This window comes from Vibrio floridensis, assembly GCF_021852965.1.
In the GTDB taxonomy this organism is placed as follows: Bacteria; Pseudomonadota; Gammaproteobacteria; order Enterobacterales; family Vibrionaceae; genus Vibrio; species Vibrio floridensis.
This window is the reverse complement of record NZ_JAKGCY010000008.1, coordinates 167,735-187,489: the sequence shown is the minus strand read 5'-3', so window position 1 is coordinate 187,489 and position 19,755 is coordinate 167,735. Positions and strand designations below refer to the sequence as shown.

Below are 19,755 nucleotides of genomic sequence, written 5' to 3'. Positions count from 1 at the left end.
TGTGAGGCGTTGAGCTAACCTGTACTAATTGCCCGTGAGGCTTAACCATACAACACCCAAAGGGTTTTGATGGACTCAAAGCAAGAACGAATTGAATGTGTAGAGAACGAAAACAGCTTTCCGAATTTTAAGAATTTGCTTGGCGACCATAGCGTTTTGGACCCACCTGAATCCATTCCGAACTCAGAAGTGAAACGAAATAGCGTCGATGGTAGTGTGGGGTTTCCCCATGTGAGAGTAGAACATCGCCAGGCTTTTAATTTAGACTTAAATGTCTAACCAGTGCGGAGCGGTAGTTCAGTTGGTTAGAATACCGGCCTGTCACGCCGGGGGTCGCGGGTTCGAGTCCCGTCCGCTCCGCCACTTATTCCAGACCTCAGCAGAAATGCTGAGGTTTTTTTGTATCAGTTGTATGATTTTGGTTTGCGACTAATACCAATCTGGAAAATTAACTGGTCAGGTCTATCCATCTTCTCGAGCACATCTGTCTGACTCTGGCCGAGCGTTCCCAACAACTATTCCAAGCCCGACATACTGCGGAGACGATGTCTTCGTAATTCGCAAAGGACTGGTTGGCAAGATCGCTTGATTTTAAACAACTCCACACTTGCTATCGTTGAATGACCTCAATTAGGCTATATTTATTTAGGCTGGTACTAAGAAGCTTGGCAATTTTTGCGGACTAGTGAGTTTCATACCGTCGATATGATCGAGGCTGTCCAAAGTATGTGAGTACATTCGCTACAGCCTCGTTGATATAAAGTTCTAATGATTATTTTTAAAGTAATTAGCGCAGAAACGCGGGAATATCAGCTTCAAAAGCGGCGATCTTGTCCTCATGTTGTAGGGTCAAACCAATGTGGTCTAAACCATTCAACAAGCAGTGGCGACGAAAGTCATCGATCTCAAATGAGTATTCTTTGCCATTTGCGCGCACTTTCAACGCTTCAAGATCCACTTCGATTTGTGCCCCTTCCGTCGCTTGCACATATTGGAACAGTTCATCGACTTGTTGTTCGGTTAAACGAACAGGCACCATTTGGTTATTGATCGAGTTGCCGTAGAAAATATCGGCAAAACTCGGTGCAATCATCGCACGAATGCCATAGTCAGCCAGTGCCCAAGGGGCGTGCTCACGTGAAGAGCCACAACCGAAGTTCTCTCGTGCCAGCAGGATAGAGGCACCTTGGTAACGCGCGTGGTTCATGACAAATTCTGGATTGGGTTGTTCGCCTGCATCATCAAGAAAACGCCAATCATGGAAGAGGTGTTTGCCAAAACCTAAGCGAGAGACTTTTTGTAGAAACTGCTTGGGAATGATCGCATCGGTATCCACGTTCGCCGCATCAAGAGGAACCACCAAACCGGTGTGTTGTTTAAAACCTTGCATGTGTGTTCCCCTTATTTCCAATCTCGAATATCAACAAAATGACCAGCAATTGCCGCCGCGGCAGCCATGGCTGGGCTCACTAGATGTGTACGACCATCACGACCTTGGCGGCCTTCAAAGTTACGGTTTGACGTTGACGCACAGCGCTCATGTGGCCCTAGACGATCATTGTTCATTGCCAGGCACATAGAGCAACCAGGTAGGCGCCATTCAAAACCCGCTACTTTGAAAATGACATCCAAACCTTCGGCTTCGGCTTGCGCTTTGACTTGCTCAGACCCTGGAACAATCAGCGCTTGAACGTGTGATGCCACTTTGCGCCCTTTGGCGACGACAGCGGCGGCGCGCATATCTTCGATACGTGAGTTTGTGCAAGAGCCGACAAAGACTTTGTCGACTTTGTATTCGGACAGCGATTTACCGGCTTCCAGTCCCATGTACGCCAGTGCTTTTTCAGCGGACGCTTTTTCAACGGGATCGCTGAAGCTTTCTGGTGCTGGAATGGGCTCATCCACGGCAATCACTTGGCCTGGGTTCGTGCCCCACGTCACTTGAGGTTTGATATCAGCAGCGTTTAACGTCACCACTGCATCAAATTTAGCGTCTTCATCGGTTTTGAGTGTTTTCCAGTATTCAACCGCCGCATCCCAATCTGCGCCAGTTGGCGCGAATTTACGACCTTTGATGTAGTCGAAGGTGGTCTTGTCTGGTGCAATCAAGCCTGCTTTGGCACCTAACTCAATTGCCATATTGCACACGGTCATGCGGCCTTCCATGGAAAGGTCTGTAATTGCTTCACCACAAAACTCCACCACATAGCCCGTTCCACCCGCTGCGGTGGTTTTGCCAATGATGGCAAGGACGATGTCCTTGGCGGTGATACCGTCAGCGACTTTGCCTTGAACTTCTATTTTCATGGTTTTGGCGCGCGCTTGCTTAAGGGTTTGTGTTGCCAGCACGTGCTCGACTTCAGAAGTACCAATACCAAATGCCAGCGAACCAAACGCACCATGTGTTGCGGTGTGAGAATCACCACAGACAATTGTCATGCCTGGTAAAGTGATGCCCAATTCTGGCCCCATAACATGCACAATGCCTTGATATTTATGGTTGATGTCGTACAAGGTGACACCGAATTCCTGACAGTTTTTGATCAGGGTTTCCATCTGAATACGGGCCATTTCACCAGACGCATTAATGTCCTTGGTGGTGGTGGATACGTTATGATCCATGGTCGCGAACGTTTTGCTCACTTGACGCACTTGGCGCCCCTTTTCACGTAAGCCATCAAACGCTTGTGGAGAAGTCACTTCATGCACTAAATGACGGTCGATATATAGGATCGGCGTCTCACCTTCTGCGGCAACCGCGACGTGTGCTTCATAAACTTTTTCGTATAGTGTTTTGCCCATTGCTCGAACTTCCGTGTTTTTATGAATTTAGAATGTATTGTGCGATCTTATCGCCCATTTCAGCGGTCGATAGTGCTGGTTTGTCACCGGCAAGATCGGCAGTCAGTTCACCGGCCGCTAGCGCTTGAGAAACCGCGTTTTCAATGTCTTGTGCGGCGGCCTCTTCACCAAGGCTATAACGTAGCATGAGAGCGGCTGAAAGGATTTGCGCGACCGGGTTAGCGATGTTTTTCCCTGCGATGTCAGGCGCACTGCCACCAGCAGGTTCATACAGGCCGAATTTGCTTTCGTTTAGGCTGGCTGATGGCAACATGCCCATGGAACCCGTGATCATTGCACACTCGTCCGAAATAATGTCGCCAAAGATGTTAGAACAAAGCATGACGTCAAACTGCGCAGGATCTTTGATCAACTGCATCGTTGCGTTGTCGATGTACATATGCGATAGCTCAACATCTGGGTAGTCTTTAGCGATCTCTTCGACGACTTCACGCCATAAGATAGAACTTTGCAGTACATTGGCTTTATCGATAGAGCACACTTTCTTGCGGCGTAGGCGAGCCGACTCGAAGGCAATCTTCGCGATGCGTTCAATTTCAAAGCGGTGGTAAATTTCCGTGTCGTACGCTTTTTCGTTGGCGCCTTCACCTTCACGGCCTTTGGGTTGACCGAAATAGATACCACCCGTTAGCTCACGCACAACGACAATATCAAAACCACGGCCCGAGATGTCGGCACGCAATGGTGAAAATGCTTCTAAGCCACTGTGAATTTGAGCAGGGCGAAGGTTGCAAAACAGCTGGAAGTGCTTACGTAGCGGTAGGAGCGCGCCACGCTCTGGTTGGTCGTTAGGTGGCAAATGTTCCCACTTAGGGCCGCCTACTGAACCAAACAGCACCGCGTCTGACTCTTCACATGCGGTCACCGTGCTTTGGGGGAGTGGACAGCCATGATTATCAATCGCAATACCGCCAACGTCGTGCTCTTCACGTTCGAAATGAATCGCGTGTTTTTTCTCAATCGCATCCAGCACCTTGTGTGCTTGAGCCATTACTTCTGGGCCAATACCATCGCCAGGTAAAACGGCGATTTTGTAAGTTTTGTCTGTCATGTTAATCCTTTAATTATTGAATTTTATTGTGCTGTGTTGCAGCGAATTTTGGGCATTCCGAGCACAATGAAGTGCTTGTAATACAGTTATACGGTTGCGATTTTTTTCTGTTTCATTTCAGCAATTTCGTCGGCACGATGAATGCTGTTGATAACGTGCAGCAACGCCTGACCTGATGCTTCAACGATATCCGTTGAGATACCCGTACCGTGGTACTTACGGCCTTTGTAATTGGCGATAATGTCTGCTTGGCCTAAGCCGTCTTCACCTTCCCCTTTGGCAGTGAGATCGAACTTGTCCAATACGATGTCGTAGCCCGTCAGACGGTAGATACATTGGTATAACGCATCGACAGGACCATTACCAACGGCTGCTTCGCATTTCTCTTCATCGCCACACAACAGTTTAATGCTGGTGGTCGCCATCACGCTGCCTGATTGCACGCTTAGGTAGTTCAGCTTGTAATAATCATCTTCTTCGCGCAGGTTAGAGAAGTGCATCAGTGCTTCTAGGTCATAGTCGAAGACTTGTCCTTTGCGATCCGCCAGTTTTAGGAAATCTTGGTATAGCGCATCTAAGTTGTACTCATCTTCCTTATAGCCCATGGCATCCATGTGGCTCTTCACCGCAGCACGGCCACTGCGACTGGTTAGGTTCAGCGCTTGGTTCTTCAGGCCAATCGATTCAGGCGTCATGATTTCGTAAGTGTTCTTATTCTTTAGCATGCCATCTTGGTGGATACCGGAAGAGTGGCTAAAAGCATTGGCACCGACAATGGCTTTATTGGCTTGGATTGGCATGTTGCAAAGTTGGCTGACCAACTTACTGGTACGATGGATTTCTTCGTGGTTGATGCCTGTTCGGACCCCTAGTAACTCTTGACGAGTTTTGATGATCATGGCGATCTCTTCTAGAGAACAGTTACCCGCTCGTTCACCAATGCCATTGATTGTCCCTTCAACCTGACGAGCACCCGTTTGAACAGCAGCAATGGAGTTGGCAACAGACATGCCTAAGTCATCGTGACAGTGAACTGAAATGATCGCTTTGTCGATGTTCGGTACGCGGTTAAATAGGGTTTGGATAATGCCGCCAAATTCGCTTGGTACGGTGTAGCCCACGGTGTCTGGGATATTGATGGTACGCGCGCCCGCATTTATCGCGGCTTCTACCATGCGGCAAAGATTGTCGATAGGCGTACGTCCGGCATCTTCGCAAGAAAATTCCACATCGTCCGTGTATTTGCGAGCATGTTTCACTGCTCTAACGCCCATTTCAACGACATCATCGTAGCTACGACGTAATTTGTCTTGCACGTGAATGGTCGAGGTGGAAATAAAAGTGTGGATACGAAATGCTTCTGCCACTTTCAAGGCTTCAGCGGCGGCATCAATGTCCTTTTCTACGGCGCGAGAAAGGGCACATACGCGGCTGTTTTTAATATTACGAGCGATGGTTTGTACGGACTCAAAATCACCAGGAGAAGAAACCGGGAAGCCTGCTTCGATCACATCAACGCCAAGTCGTTCAAGCGCATAAGCAATCTGTAACTTCTCTTTTACCGTTAGGCTCGCTGATAACGCTTGTTCGCCATCACGTAACGTGGTGTCGAATATAATTACCTGATCGTTCATGTTCGCTTCCTTTTCTCGATAGTTAATCGATTTCTTCTGGTCAATGTTGTGTTTGGATATAAAAAAACCCGCATCGATGTGCGGGCTATTTGTTATTCTGTGTGGTTTATTTTTCTTCCACAGCCTACCCGCGCGATCTTGTCACGATGAGGAGGAGGTTCAGTAGGAAAGAAAAATGTGCTGTCATCTTGTTAAGCATTCCACAAAATTAAGTTAACAGATTAGTACCGCACTTCAGTGCTGCGCGTCAACCCTAAAGTTGATTTTTTACTCATATCGGATCAGTTTGTTAGAGTGGCCTTGCAATGGTGGTGAGCTTGACGGAACTGTAACCTTGTATTGCTTCCTGCGGGCTCACAATCTCGCTGTAATGTGAGGTGACTGCTAAAGCGCTTTTTTTCATACTTTTCTAATACTTGCTCTGCCACTATTTGCCCATCACTATTGAGCCCAATTCAATAACAACGTATCAGTTTGGATGACTTACTCACTGTTAACCGCATTTGGCATACGAGACAGCGTGAGTGAGCGATGGAAAAAGTAAAGGGAGAAGACGATGCTTTACAAACTGGCTTGGTATGCAGCGCTGACTTTAAGCTGTGTGACTATACTTGGCTGCCAGTCTACGAGCTCTGAACGTCGAGTGAGTAGTGTGTCATCAGCGCAGCTATCAGAAAATGCAGAAGTGCTTAACAAGCAGTTGGAATCTACACTGAGTTCAACGGAGAGGGATGTTTTCTTGACGGCAATGGCGACCTTGCTGGAAAGCCAAAGTTCTGAAATGGCTGGTGGAGAGGAGAACGAAGGGCAGATGACGTCACAATGGCGTATTGCTTCTTCTGATCCGAAAACCAAAACGTTTCTTGTCGAGACAGAGGTTTACTCCGGGGTATCATTGACAGGAGAACTGTCTCTGCTGGATTTGCCATTCAGTGCCACCACGGTGGTTAACCTACGCTCAGGCCCATCTGCGAAATCAAATAAAGTAGGGCAGCTGCAAACGGGAGATGTCTTCATCGCATTGGCAAAAGTCCCCGGCGCACCTTGGTTGTTAGTCGAGAGACAGGGAATGATTGAAGGCTATGTACATCAAGGTTATGTGCAAAGTCGTATCGAACCGCGTGACATTTTATCGGTGAAACCTAATGCAGCGTTAACACCGAAGTCCAGAGCCGCAAGCCAAAATACCTTGTGGACAGGCAGTTATCAATGTCGTGATTTACAGTATCAGCTCAATGGTGCCAATCAGGCTCGCTCAGGTAATTTGCTAGCGTGTCGAAAAGACAAAAACATTTGGTATATACAGTCGATCGATCCCAGTTAATTCTCGCGATGGCGCTTTCTTCTCTTTATTGATCGTAAAGAGAGCACTCTGTTCGTGCTCTCTTCGATCTTCTCCTCTTCCTTTGTCCCTCTCGCTATCTTCTTGATCGCCCAAGCCTTATCAAGGATTCAGGGCGTTGTCACTAAATCGCCAAATTCCTTTCATGGGATTGTCACTCTGGTTTCCTAGCTTAGTAGCAGGAGAACGACATTCAGGATGGCAACAATGAAATCGATCAACACGCTGCGTCTGCCGATACAACGTATTGCAGACTTTGACTTTGCGCTTTCTAGCTTTTGCTTAAAACATAGATTCAATTACCAAGTGGCAACCATCAGTAAAGCGATTTCCCACAGTGGTGATGGGCACCTTTACGCCTTGATTGGACTGGCCGCATGGCTGGCTATTCCTTCACTAGGAACGTGGTTTTTGATCTGTGGTTTGCTGGCCTTTATTATTGAGTTACCCATTTATTGGGGGCTCAAAAACAGTTTCAAGCGCCGTCGCCCAGAAGAGTACAGTGCCTATTTGCCCGCTTTTATCACCCCTTCAGATCGCTACAGCTTGCCCTCTGGTCACACCGCCGCAGGATTTGTCATGGCCACCATTACAAGTTACTTCTTCCCAGAGTTGACATGGTTTGCGTTTAGCTGGGCGACCCTGATCGGGTTGTCACGCATTTTACTGGGCGTGCATTTTTTTAGTGACATTGTGATTGGTGCTCTGCTCGGTCATGCCTGTGCCACTTTGGCCTTGATTCTTGTGATGGAGTGAGCCTATGAAAATTCTGTATGGCGTACAAGGCACGGGGAATGGTCATATCGCCCGTGCTCGGGCAATGGCAAACGCTTTTGCGGCGCAGCATTGCCAAGTGGATTTTCTTTTTTCTGGTCGAGACCCGAAGCGCTATTTCTCCATGGAAGCCTTTGGCCAGTACAAAACGTGTCGAGGGCTCACCTTTGCGACGAAAAATGGCCGTGTGGATTATTGGCAAACTGCGCTCGAAAACAGTTTATTGACTCTGAAGCAAGAAGTGCAGCAGCAAGATCTTAGTCAGTATGATTTGGTGATCAGTGACTTCGAGCCGGTTTCGGCGTGGGCTGCTAAACGACAAAATAAGCCTTGCATTGGGCTTAGTCATCAAAATGCGTTTCGTTATTCTGTGCCATTGCGGGGAGCATCATGGCTCGATAAGCAAGTACTGCGTCATTTTGCTCCTGCTAACATTCATTTAGGTTTGCATTGGTACCATTTTGATCAACCGATCTTACCGCCGATTGTTCACACGCTTTGTTACCAAACCGAGCAAAGCGATGCGATTCTGGTTTATTTACCCTTTGAACAGTTGGAATCCATTTGCGAGCTGTTGTGGCGTTTTAAATCGCAGTCATTCATCTGTTATCACCCAGATGTGCTCGCGGAAGAAATGGAAGGCAATATTTCACTCCGTGCGCTCGATCATCATTCATTTCAATTAGATTTACATCGTTGTAAAGGGGTGATCGCGAATGGTGGTTTTGAGCTTCCTTCAGAAGCGTTGACCTTAGGTAAAAAATTATTAGTGAAACCACTTGAAGGGCAATTTGAGCAACAAAGCAACGTGGCGACCTTAGAAACTCTTGGCTTAGCGACGGTGATGGACACCTTGGACAGTCAGGTTGTGCGGCGTTGGTTGCAAGACGCGTTGGCGGAAAAAGTCATTTATCCTCAAGTGGCGCCGGCGATTGTCGAATGGATACTCAAAGGTGAGTGGTCATGTCATCAAACGCTGTGTGAGCAACTATGGCAACAAGTCGACTTTCCCAGTTACGTGTCAATTTCATAACGCTAATATTGACGAGATTGTTGGGTTTTGTGGTGAAACAATAGTTGGAGTAAATGCTTTAAGTGGGTTAAGAGATGAGACATCACTTAGGTCAATAATTGCTACTTATGAGGGTATTTCTGTTTTTTATAGTTTTTTAGGTTTTGCTTAAATGTATGTTTTTAATCAACAAAAATGATAATTGGCTAAAATATTGTGATTAATTATCAATCTAGTTGCTAAACATCAATGAATTCAATGATAGTGAGCTGCGCCCTGAGAGTGATGGGGGCGATAAATATAAGAAATACAGGTTATCTATTCCTGACTATCAAATTCAAATTTGTTGACCGTTACACGAGAGGCGCACTAGATGTTAGATAAAAAAGATGCGATGAGCGCGATTGCCAGCTATCGAATGGAAAGTACTTTACGCGGAGTGGATCTCAACCTACTAACGGTATTTGATGCCGTTATGCAAGAGCAAAATATTACTCGCGCAGCACATAATTTAGGCATGTCACAGCCTGCAGTGAGCAACGCGGTTGCTCGCTTAAAAGTGATGTTTAATGATGAGCTTTTCATGCGTCAAGGCCGTGGTATTCAACCGACCCAGCGTGCTCGCCAATTATTTGGTCCAGTCCGCCAAGCGCTTCAATTGATCCGCAATGAATTACCAAGTTCTGTATTCCAGCCTGAGTCTTCAACTCGTCTGTTCAAACTAGCGATTTGCAGCCCATGTGATATGCGTTTTGCACCACGCATTATGGCAGACATTCATAACAAAGCGCCTAATGTACAATTGCATTTGGATGCAGAGTTTGATCGCATGCTCTCTGAGCGTATGCGCTATCAAGAAATCGACTTTGTGATTGATTACGCACGTTTTGACGAGCAAGGTTTCTCAAGTACAGAGATCTTCAAAGATGAACTGGTGGTTGTGACGTCTAAGCAGCATCCTCGTATTCAAGGTAAAGTGACAGAAGCGCAGTTGATGCAAGAGCGTCACGCGAAACTGTCTCGCATTCACGGCCAACGCAGCTTCTCTGAGCAAGCGTATCGCGATCTGGATGTGGCAGCGTATTTTGAAGGCACAAGCTTGAGCAACGTTCTGTATGTGGTTGGTCAATCTGAGCTTGTGACGATTGCTCCTCGCTGGATTGTGGAAAATGCGGCAAACAACGCGCAGCTACAGATTCTTGACTTCCCATTTGAAAATCGTGAAATCAGCGGTTTCTTAAGCTGGCACGAATCATCAGAAAAAGACAAAGGCCACATTTGGCTGCGTGATCTGCTGATGGTGACATGTGGCGAAGTGGTTGCTGCGGTATAACCGACACGGCCTGTTACAAATTGGATGCCCTCATTGAGCCTTGGCCATGAGGGCATTTTTTTATCTTGTTATTGATGATTCTCTCTAATTGAGCATAAGTTTGACCCTCATCAGTTGCGTTTTTTGTTCCCACCGCTACACTGTGCCCGCAAATAGAGCTTACATGTGTAAGCCAAAGGTAAGAGACATGGCCAATTTAGATTTTCACATCGTAAAACGAATTCGTAAGCAGATTGCACAAGGTGCGGAGCGAGTTGCGCTCAAGCATAAAGTTGGTGCAGTTTGGCAAGGTATTAGCTGGAAGCAATTTGGTCAGCAAATTGATGAATTATCCCTAGCGTTGCTTGCGCAGGACATTGAAGTCCAAGATAAGATCGCTATCTTTTCTAATAACATGCCACAGTGGACGGTGGCCGATTTTGCTGCCCTACAATTACGTGCAGTCACGGTTCCGATTTATCCAACCAATACGGCAGCTCAAGCGGCTTATATTCTGCAAAATGCCGACGTTAAAGTTCTGTTTGTGGGTGAACAGCCACAATTTGACGCCGCAGTGAAAATCTTCGATGAGTGTGAGCAACTGAACCTGATTGTCGCCATGTCAAACGATATTGATTTAGGCGAACATCACTTTGCGATCCATTGGAAAGCCTTCATTCAACAAGGTCAACAAGAGGCCCGTGCTGAGCTCGAACGACGTTTAGAACAGGCAAATTTTGAGGATTTGCTGACGCTAATCTATACCTCTGGCACCACCGGGCAGCCGAAAGGGGTGATGTTAGATTACGCCAACATTGCCGCTCAATTAGAGGGACATGATCGACGCTTAAGCCTGACAGAAAACGACGTTTCGCTTTGTTTCTTGCCGTTGTCACACGTTTTTGAGCGCGCGTGGACCTTTTACGTTCTGTATAAAGGCGGTACGAACTGTTATTTACAAGATACCATGCAAGTTCGTGACGCTCTGAGTGATATCAAGCCAACGGTGATGTGTGCCGTACCGCGTTTTTACGAGAAAATCTTCTCTGCCATCCATGAGAAAGTCTCTCGCGCACCGCTGATGCGCAAAATCATGTTCACCTGGGCGGTGAACATGGGCGCGAAGATGTCCGTGTGCCACCAAGAAGGTCGCCAGCCTTCATTGATGCTGAAAAAAGCCCATGCGTTGGCGGATAAGCTGGTGTTGTCAAAACTGCGAGCCCTGCTAGGCGGCAACATCAACTTTATGCCATGTGGTGGTGCAAAACTGGATGAAACCATTGGCCGTTTCTTCCATGCGATTGGTATCAACGTGAAGCTGGGCTACGGCATGACCGAAACCACAGCAACGATTTCATGTTGGGATGACAAGTGCTTTAACCCCGACTCTATCGGCATGGCGATGCCGGGCGCACAAGTAAAGATTGGCGAAAACAACGAAATTTTGGTTCGTGGTCCGATGGTGATGCGTGGTTACTACAAGCTCCCAGAAGAAACGGAGAAAACGTTTGATGAACACGGTTTCCTTAAAACGGGCGACGCGGGTCACATTGATGAGCACGGCAACCTGTTCATTACCGATCGTATCAAAGAGCTGATGAAAACGTCTGGAGGCAAATACATTGCCCCGCAGATGATTGAAGGTGCGATTGGTAAAGATCATTTCATTGAGCAAATCGCGGTGATTGCCGATACACGCAAATTCGTTTCAGCTTTGATTGTGCCTTGTTTTGACTCCTTGGAAGAGTACGCCAAAGAGCTCAATATTAAGTATCACGATCGCGTTGAATTGATTAAGCATCACCAAGTCGTGGAAATGCTGGAGAAGCGCGTTAACGATCTGCAAAAAGAGCTGGCGAAATTTGAACAAGTGAAGAAGTTCAAGTTGCTGCCAAAAGCATTTTCTATGGATGAAGGTGAGTTGACGCCAACGCAGAAATTGCGCCGTAAGGTGATCAACGACAAGTATCAAGACGAAATCGAAGAAATGTATTCAGACAAGAAAGAGAAATAAGACTTTCTGTCGGACATTGACATCACATTTATCTTTGATGAACCTCACTGAGTGTGAAACCTCAGTGAGGTTTTTTCGTCTTTGACGCCTGTAGGCAGGCGTTGCCTTGTATTGTCTAAAACAGCATTCTCGCCGTCAGAACTGAGTGAGGTGTGAATTTTTGTTCTTTTTTTAACGAAGCAATATAGTGATCATCCTGATTAACGGCTTCTAGCCGCGATCTATTCCTTATTAGGTGCTAATAAATAGCATCTTGTTTAAATTTCGATCTATCTCTCATTAGACCTGCTGATAATAAAAAGTTACATTTGTTGCGTTACCTTGCTCTTTGTTATGACAAAGGCAGGACATAGCAAAAATGAAGTTTTTTCGAATTAGGCTACAAATAAGCCCTAAACTATGTAAAACCAGCCCATTAGATTGACCTTATTTAATGGAAACTGGCTAAGGAGAAGCACTATGACAGCAATGTTGTCAGGCGCAGAGATGGTTGTTCAATCTCTGATCGAAGAAAACGTAGAGCAAATTTTTGGTTATCCCGGTGGTTCAGTACTGGATATTTATGATGCTCTTCACGCCAAAACTGAACAAATCAAGCATGTATTAGTTCGTCATGAACAAGCCGCGACCCACATGGCTGATGGTTATGCTCGTGCCACAGGCAAACCTGGCGTTGTCCTAGTTTGTTCAGGACCAGGCGCAACGAACACCATCACCGGAATTGCCACGGCTTACATGGATTCCATCCCGATGATCGTTATTTCAGGAAACGTACCCAATAGCTTAATTGGTAATGATGCTTTCCAAGAGTGCGATATCGTTGGTGTTTCTCGCCCTGTGGTTAAACATAGTTTCCTCGTTAAGCGTGCGGAAGACATTCCTGAGACCATCAAGAAAGCATTTTACATTGCCACGACAGGCCGCCCTGGCCCTGTGGTGATCGACTTACCAAAAGATGTGATGAATCCGCTGATCAAACTGCCTTATGAATATCCTAAGTCAATCAGCATGCGGTCATACAAACCAACCACTTCGGGCCATAAAGGTCAAATAAAGAAAGCGCTAAAGGCATTACTTGAAGCGAAGAAGCCCGTTCTTTATATCGGTGGTGGTGCGATTATCTCAGGTGCGCATGAGTCGATCCTCAAGCTGGCTGAAACATTAAATTTGCCCGTTGTAAGCACACTAATGGGGCTCGGTGCTTTCCCGGGGACCCACAAAAACGCTCTAGGCATGCTCGGCATGCATGGTAAATATGAAGCCAATATGGCGATGCATAACGCCGATCTTATTTTTGGTGTTGGGGTTCGTTTTGATGACCGTACCACCAACAACTTAGAAAAATACTGTCCTAATGCGAAGATCATGCACATCGACATCGACCCTTCTTCGATCTCGAAAAACGTCAAAGTTGACCTACCCATCGTGGGTTCAGCAGAGCAAGTGCTTGAGACCATGGTGACACTTCTTGAAGAGCAAGGTGCTGAAAACGATACGCAAGCCTTAGCGAGCTGGTGGGATGAAATTGAAGGCTGGAAAGCACGCGATTGCCTCGCCTACGATACCTCTTCGGAGCGCATCAAGCCACAACAAGTGATCGAGACACTGCATAAGCTGACCAATGGGGATGCTTACGTTGCGTCAGATGTAGGCCAGCATCAAATGTTTGCCGCGCTTTACTACCCGTTCAACAAACCGCGCCGTTGGATCAATTCTGGTGGTCTAGGCACCATGGGCTTTGGTCTGCCCGCTGGTATGGGGGTGAAATTCGCCATGCCAGAAGAAGAAGTGGTGGTGGTGACGGGGGATGGCAGTATCCAAATGAACATTCAAGAACTGTCGACTGCGATGCAATATGACATTCCGGTCAAAATTATCAACTTGAATAACCGCTTTCTAGGGATGGTGAAACAGTGGCAAGACATTATCTATCAAGGTCGCCACTCTAACTCATACATGAGTTCTGTTCCTGATTTTGCAGCCATTGCAGAAGCTTATGGCCATGTAGGTATTCGCATTGAAACCCCCGATCAACTCGAGTCAGAGCTTAAACGCGCCCTCGACATGAAAGATCGCTTGGTGTTTGTCGATATCAATGTGGATGAAACTGAGCACGTCTACCCAATGCAAATCAAAGGCGAAGGCATGGACAAAATGTGGCTAAGCAAAACGGAGAGAACTTAATATGAGACACATTATTTCGTTGTTAATGGAAAACCAACCGGGTGCCTTGTCTCGTGTGGTAGGGCTGTTCTCTCAGCGTGGCTATAACATTGAATCCTTGACCGTTTCACCCACGGACGATGAAACCTTGTCTCGTTTGAACATTACCACGATGACCGACGAGATGCAGTTAGAGCAGATTCAAAAGCAGTTACATAAACTGATTGATGTGCTGAAAGTACAAGAGGTGACGGAGTTCGATCATATCGAACGTGAACTGATGATGGTGAAAGTGAAAGCCAGTGGTTTTGCTCGTGCAGAAGTGAAACGTACTGCGGATATTTTCCGAGGTCAGATTGTCGACGTTACCGCCTCGCAGTACACGGTGCAACTTGCCGGTACCAGCGAAAAGCTGGATGCTTTCATTCAGGCCATTTCTGAAGTCACGGAAGTGATTGAAGTTGCTCGCAGCGGTGTGGTTGGCATTGCTCGCGGAGAAAGAGCGCTGAAAGCATAAGCTATCTCTCATCATGATGTAATGGCCACCGATGGGTGGTCATTATTATTGTGACTTCACAATCAATCTGTAGTGCCTGATGGCGATTAAATTGACTACTATCTATGCTATACTCCGGCGATATTCTTCTTCCTGATAGGTAAAACTTACGAGTGAAAATCAGAAAGTTACTCGGCATTCTCATTTTGACCAGCGCTTTTTTCGCTGCACTCATTGCCATCTACTATCAGGATAAATACCAAGATCTGCTCAACGCCAATATTGAAAACACTGCGAAAGAGGCTCTCAATCAGCTCTCCTATACCGAACGTGAATACAACAACCTGTATGATCAAGTTGCCTCGGTATTGCAACTACTGACCTATAACCAAACCTTGACGGATTTCATCGTCGATCCCAATCCTCAATCGGAGCGGGCATTAATGTCTTTGTGGGAATCTGTGGTGGTTAACCAAAAGTGGTATACCGAAATCCGTCTGTTGGACATGGAAGGGATGGAGCAGCTGCGCCTCAACTACGATGTCAGTCGCAATTATTTTTTCCCAGCGGTGAAGAAGCAACATGATGCAAAAGAAGCTTATTTTATCTATGCCAAAACACTTGAAAATAGCGAAATCGGGGCGTGGGGAATCACGTTAGATACGCGAGACGAGCAGTTAATTAAACCTTATGTGCCAGTTATTTCTATGTTTACTCCGGTCACGATACGCGGTGAGCGCAAAGGATATTTGGCGCTAAATCTGAATGTGGATTACATCGCCGATCGGCTGAATTACTCACCCGTGAAAGATTTTAATATTGAGATCGTCAACGACCGCGGTTACTTCGTCATTAGTGAGGAAGAAGAAAAGCAGTTCGGTGACCTTTTGCCAGAGCGCGCAGCCTTTCGTTTTAGCGATCAATATCCGCAAGCTTGGCTGCAGTTTAGACACCAGAAAGCAGGTTACAGCTACGATGAGCAGGATTTAGTGGTTCATAACGGTGTCAGCTTTGGCCAAGATAGGGATCTCTACTTGCTGATCGATATGGATCAACAGCAGTTAATGGAACGCTCGAAAATTGCCGTGAATGATCTTACGCGTGAAGCACTCTTTGTGTTGTGTTTGATCCTAGTTGTCGCGCTGCCCTCTCTGACGATTGTACTGCACTATCGCCAGCGCAATTTAGAAAGTAAATTGGCCAGAGCGGCGTTGAATGGCATGACCGCCGTGATGATTTCAGACACTTCTCACCGGATTATTCTCGTGAATCATGAGTTCGAAATGATGTTTGGTCATCAGGGGGATGAGATTGAAGGGAAAAGCGCTCAACAACTGATCTTTTTGAATGACGAATTAGAAACCGTTATCAAAGCATGGAGTGCGTTGCAGAAGAATGAAGTATGGGAAGGGGAAATTCGTTGCCAAACCAAGCTCAACCACATCATCACGGTGATCATGCGTATTCAAGCAGTGAAAAACTCTCTCAACCAAGTGAGTTATTACATCACCTCGCTGGTGGACATCAGTGCGCGCAAAGAGCTTGAGGAACGCTTGAGAAACTTAAGTGAGCGTGATGAACTGACACAAATCTGGAACCGACGTAAGTTTGAACAGCAACTTGCTCAACATACCAGCTTGATCGAGCGTTATCCAGCGACCCCTATGGCATGCTTAGCCTTAGTCGATATCGATTATTTTAAGCGGGTCAATGATGAGCAGGGCCACGATGAAGGCGATCGAGTGATACGCGAAGTGGCTAAGATTCTTCAAAATGGCTTGAGAAACACCGATCTTTTAGCGCGCGTTGGTGGAGAGGAGTTTGCCATCATCATGCCCCACACCACCGTTTCTGCCGCGGAGGTGGTGTTAAATCGCCTTCGTGTCGCGGTGTCGATTTCCAAACAAGTCGATGTCACGATTAGCGTAGGTTACACCGAACTTACCTCCAACAGTACTCTCAGTTACAAATGTGCCGATATTGCTTTGTACGACTCTAAGAGCTCAGGCCGCAACAAAGTCTCCCTCTGCTACAACGATGAAGATCTCGCTTAATCCGCTACGATGGAATTGTAATGAGATATATACAGTTAGACTAAAGTCTAATATGTGAGCAAAATTGAACTAAAATGGTTATTAAGTAAACTGTCACCCCTAAGTGGTTTTGCTGTGATTGTTGTCATGTTTTGTGATGATAAACAGCAAGATCGGTTCAGTGCAGTTTGCCCTTGTCTTGAACGGAAACGTCGCGCGTTGCGTGTTTATAAGGAAATACTCAGTTCGGGCGCTAGAGGCAGAGTATGTTAAACCATTTTTTAGTTAGATTGACCATTGGAACCCTAGTGGTACTTGGATTTAAATTGAGCGCAATTTACTTCTTATTGTTGATCCTTTTGCTCAACACGCATCACAAAGAGTTCTTCGGTTGGTAGATGCAAACACATCAACTTGAAGCCGCAACTTCAAGTTGTTGGGTATCACTCAAATAAAAAATCGGGGAAAATCCCCGATTTTTTGTTTCTGTAAAATGAAAATTAAGCGGCCTGGTGGATAGCGGATTCAACCATTTTCATCGAGCTATTAAGATGACTGTCTAAAAGACGTACCGCTTCTTCGGTGTTTTTTGCCAAAGCAAATTTCATGATCATTTCATGCTCTTCAAGATCAAACAGAGAGTGATGATTACCTTGGTGTTGAGAGAGGGCAAAATAGCGGTAGCGTTTGATTTGGTTTATCAAATCACTAAAGAAAGCATACATGTTTTTTGCTTCAGCACCCGCAAGCAAAGTGGTAAAGAAATGTTGTTGACGTTCTTCCCATTCGCTCCAGCTGTCTGGGATCTCAATGTTCTTTGCACGAGAAAGTTTATGATAGGCTGTCAGCAGGTCTAGCTCCCAGCCCTCGCTACTGCAAGCGATTGCTTTTTTTAATAATACTGGTGATACAACACGAAGGCTTTCGTATAAGTCTCTCAGTTCATGTTCGCAGAATGGGGAAACCCAACACCCTTTTTGCGGTTCGAGCTTAACGTACTTAATCCATGATAGTTGAACCAATGCTTCTCTGATTGGTGATGCGCCAACGCCATATGTTTCTTTAAGATCTGCAACAACTAGTTTTTGACCCGGTTTGAGTTTGCCTTGAAGAATATCTTGGCAGATCATTTTGGCTACTTTGTCTGTTAGGGTTGGGCTAGGCACAAATTACCTCATAGATAACAATATATTATGCTTATTTTTCAGTACGTTTATTTTAACGGTATGCAGTTCTGGTTGATAATATAGCGTACTGATTGTTATCGCAAGCCATTTCATAAAAAAAGAGGGCCGAAGCCCTCTATTTATTATTTACAAATTGTAACGACTTTTTATAGTACGTGTACTGAAGCCGTGTTAGTTGTACCAGAAGCAACAAGAGCACCAGATACCATCACAACGATGTCGCCTTTGCTACCTAGGCCAGACTCAAGAGCAAGCTCTTTACCTGCTACGTAGAATGCATCCGTGTTGTCGATTGAATCAACAACAACAGGTGTAACGCCTTTAGTCAGGACAAGTTGAGCTGCTGTTTTCTTGTTGGTCGTTAGCGCAAGAATGTTTGCAGTTGGGAAGTACTTACGTACAGAACGTGCAGACTTACCACCTTCAGTGGCAACGATGATCAGTGGTGCTGCGAGTTTCTCAGCTGTGTCTACTGCACCTTTACATACCGCTTCAGTGATACGTAGGCGTGGGCTGTCTAGACGAGAACCTAGCTCTGCTTTTAGTACAGAATCAGTACGGTTAGCGATTTGCGCCATGATAGTTACCGCTTCTACAGGGTACTTACCTTTCGCTGTTTCACCAGAAAGCATAACTGCATCAGTACCGTCCATGATTGCGTTCGCAACGTCACCCGCCTCTGCACGAGTTGGACGTGGGTTCTTGATCATAGAATCTAGCATTTGAGTTGCAGTGATAACCACTTTACGGGCGCGGTTACATTTTTCGATCATCATCTTCTGTGCGAAAATAACTTCTTCTGCAGGGATTTCTACACCTAGGTCACCACGAGCAACCATGATACCGTCAGAAAGCTCTAGGATTTCGTCAAAGTTATCAACACCTTCTTGGTTTTCGATCTTGGAAATGATCTGGATGTTCGCGCCGCCGTTTGCTGCTAGAACTTCACGGATCTCTTTCACGTCAGATGCTTTACGGATGAAAGATGCTGCAACGAAGTCAACGCCTTGCTCACAACCAAATTTAAGGTCGTTTTTGTCTTTTTCAGATAGCGCAGGTAGGTTTACAGAAACACCTGGTAGGTTAACACCTTTGTTTTCGCCTAGAGCACCGTTGTTCAGTACTTTACACTTAACTTCAGTCGCAGTCGTTGCGATAACTTCCATCTCGATTAGACCATCATCAACAAGGATAGTGTTACCAGTAGAAAGGTCAGCAGCGAAACCTTGGTAAGTTACCGCTACGATGTCTTTGTTACCAACCACAGAAGTATCAGTGGTGAAAGTGAACTCTTGACCAGCTACTAGTTCAACGTCATCGCCGTTTTCTAGTTTAATAGTACGGATTTCAGGACCTTTGGTGTCTAGAAGGATAGCAAGTTGCTTACCTGTGTTTTCCATTACTTGGCGGAAGTTCGCGATACGAGTGCCGTGCTCTACGTAGTCACCGTGAGAGAAGTTCAGGCGCATTACGTTCATACCTGAGTTGACTAGCTCAGTCAGTTTTTCTACAGACTCAGTTTTTGGGCCAATCGTACATACGATTTTGGTCTTTTTCATGGAAGATACTCTCCGGTCAATATAGTTACAATTTGAAAGTCGGTGTTTGTAGCCTAATGTCTTTATGTGTCCCACTTTTTAGCTTCAGTGCGGGCTTATCAACAACAACTTAATGACATCAGGGTTGAAAGTCTTTCATCAAGTTTAGTCATTTTATGACCAACTCAATAATTCAAAATTCTCTATTTTTGTGACTTTCTCCACTTTATATGAAAAAAGTTGCAAAAAAATAACGGTCAATTCTGTAATAAATTTTCTTTTCGGAGGCGAATTCTACCACTGAATTCAGTCAATATCACTGTCTAAGAATTGTCTT

The 19,755-nt window shown here is 45.9% G+C and carries 14 protein-coding genes, 1 tRNA gene and 1 rRNA gene; 10 read left to right on the top strand and 6 right to left on the bottom strand.

Annotated elements, in window-relative coordinates:
* Positions 1–138: 138 nt before the first annotated feature.
* Positions 139–254: ribosomal RNA gene (gene rrf, locus LZU85_RS13860) — 5S ribosomal RNA — on the top strand.
* 32 nt (positions 255–286) lie between these two features.
* Positions 287–363, top strand: a tRNA-Asp gene (locus LZU85_RS13855).
* A 424-nt stretch (positions 364–787) separates the two neighbouring features.
* Here the strand turns inward: LZU85_RS13855 and leuD are convergent.
* The 4 genes from leuD to leuA form a co-directional block, all read right to left on the bottom strand.
* Positions 788–1,390, bottom strand: coding sequence for a 3-isopropylmalate dehydratase small subunit (leuD, locus tag LZU85_RS13850; protein WP_237287288.1), 603 nt, complete (start codon positions 1,388–1,390; stop codon positions 788–790).
* 11 nt (positions 1,391–1,401) lie between these two features.
* Complete coding sequence (gene leuC / locus LZU85_RS13845) at positions 1,402–2,802, bottom strand: 3-isopropylmalate dehydratase large subunit (protein WP_237287286.1); 1,401 nt, start codon at positions 2,800–2,802, stop codon at positions 1,402–1,404.
* A 19-nt stretch (positions 2,803–2,821) separates the two neighbouring features.
* A complete protein-coding gene (gene leuB, locus LZU85_RS13840) occupies positions 2,822–3,913 on the bottom strand; it encodes a 3-isopropylmalate dehydrogenase (RefSeq protein WP_011149404.1) in 1,092 nt (363 codons plus the stop codon).
* A gap of 86 nt (positions 3,914–3,999) precedes the next feature.
* Complete coding sequence (gene leuA / locus LZU85_RS13835; protein WP_237287284.1) at positions 4,000–5,547, bottom strand: 2-isopropylmalate synthase; 1,548 nt, start codon at positions 5,545–5,547, stop codon at positions 4,000–4,002.
* 556 nt (positions 5,548–6,103) lie between these two features.
* Here leuA and LZU85_RS13830 point away from each other — a divergent pair.
* The 8 genes from LZU85_RS13830 (at position 6,104) to LZU85_RS13795 (ending at position 16,714) form a co-directional block, all read left to right on the top strand.
* A complete protein-coding gene (locus LZU85_RS13830) occupies positions 6,104–6,871 on the top strand; it encodes an SH3 domain-containing protein (protein WP_237287283.1) in 768 nt (255 codons plus the stop codon).
* Between the two features lie 225 nt (positions 6,872–7,096).
* Entirely contained in the window at positions 7,097–7,645 is a 549-nt protein-coding gene (locus LZU85_RS13825; protein ID WP_176299637.1) for a phosphatase PAP2 family protein, read from the top strand.
* A 4-nt stretch (positions 7,646–7,649) separates the two neighbouring features.
* Positions 7,650–8,696, top strand: a complete 1,047-nt coding sequence (locus tag LZU85_RS13820; RefSeq protein WP_017421251.1) for an MJ1255/VC2487 family glycosyltransferase — start codon at positions 7,650–7,652, stop codon at positions 8,694–8,696.
* Between the two features lie 352 nt (positions 8,697–9,048).
* Entirely contained in the window at positions 9,049–10,008 is a 960-nt protein-coding gene (leuO, locus tag LZU85_RS13815; protein WP_011078729.1) for a transcriptional regulator LeuO, read from the top strand.
* Positions 10,009–10,195: 187 nt separating this feature from the next.
* Entirely contained in the window at positions 10,196–12,001 is a 1,806-nt protein-coding gene (locus LZU85_RS13810) for an AMP-dependent synthetase/ligase (protein WP_237287296.1), read from the top strand.
* A 459-nt stretch (positions 12,002–12,460) separates the two neighbouring features.
* A complete protein-coding gene (locus LZU85_RS13805) occupies positions 12,461–14,185 on the top strand; it encodes an acetolactate synthase 3 large subunit (RefSeq protein WP_011078727.1) in 1,725 nt (574 codons plus the stop codon).
* Between the two features lies 1 nt (position 14,186).
* Positions 14,187–14,681: an acetolactate synthase small subunit gene (gene ilvN / locus LZU85_RS13800; RefSeq protein ID WP_011078726.1), complete on the top strand. Its 495-nt coding sequence runs from the start codon at positions 14,187–14,189 to the stop codon at positions 14,679–14,681.
* A gap of 152 nt (positions 14,682–14,833) precedes the next feature.
* Positions 14,834–16,714: a diguanylate cyclase gene (locus LZU85_RS13795; protein WP_176299635.1), complete on the top strand. Its 1,881-nt coding sequence runs from the start codon at positions 14,834–14,836 to the stop codon at positions 16,712–16,714.
* A gap of 479 nt (positions 16,715–17,193) precedes the next feature.
* Here the strand turns inward: LZU85_RS13795 and LZU85_RS13790 are convergent, their stop codons facing one another.
* Positions 17,194–17,859: a GntR family transcriptional regulator gene (locus LZU85_RS13790; RefSeq protein ID WP_176299634.1), complete on the bottom strand. Its 666-nt coding sequence runs from the start codon at positions 17,857–17,859 to the stop codon at positions 17,194–17,196.
* A 167-nt stretch (positions 17,860–18,026) separates the two neighbouring features.
* Entirely contained in the window at positions 18,027–19,439 is a 1,413-nt protein-coding gene (gene pykF, locus LZU85_RS13785) for a pyruvate kinase PykF (RefSeq protein WP_237287282.1), read from the bottom strand.
* Positions 19,440–19,755: the final 316 nt, after the last annotated feature.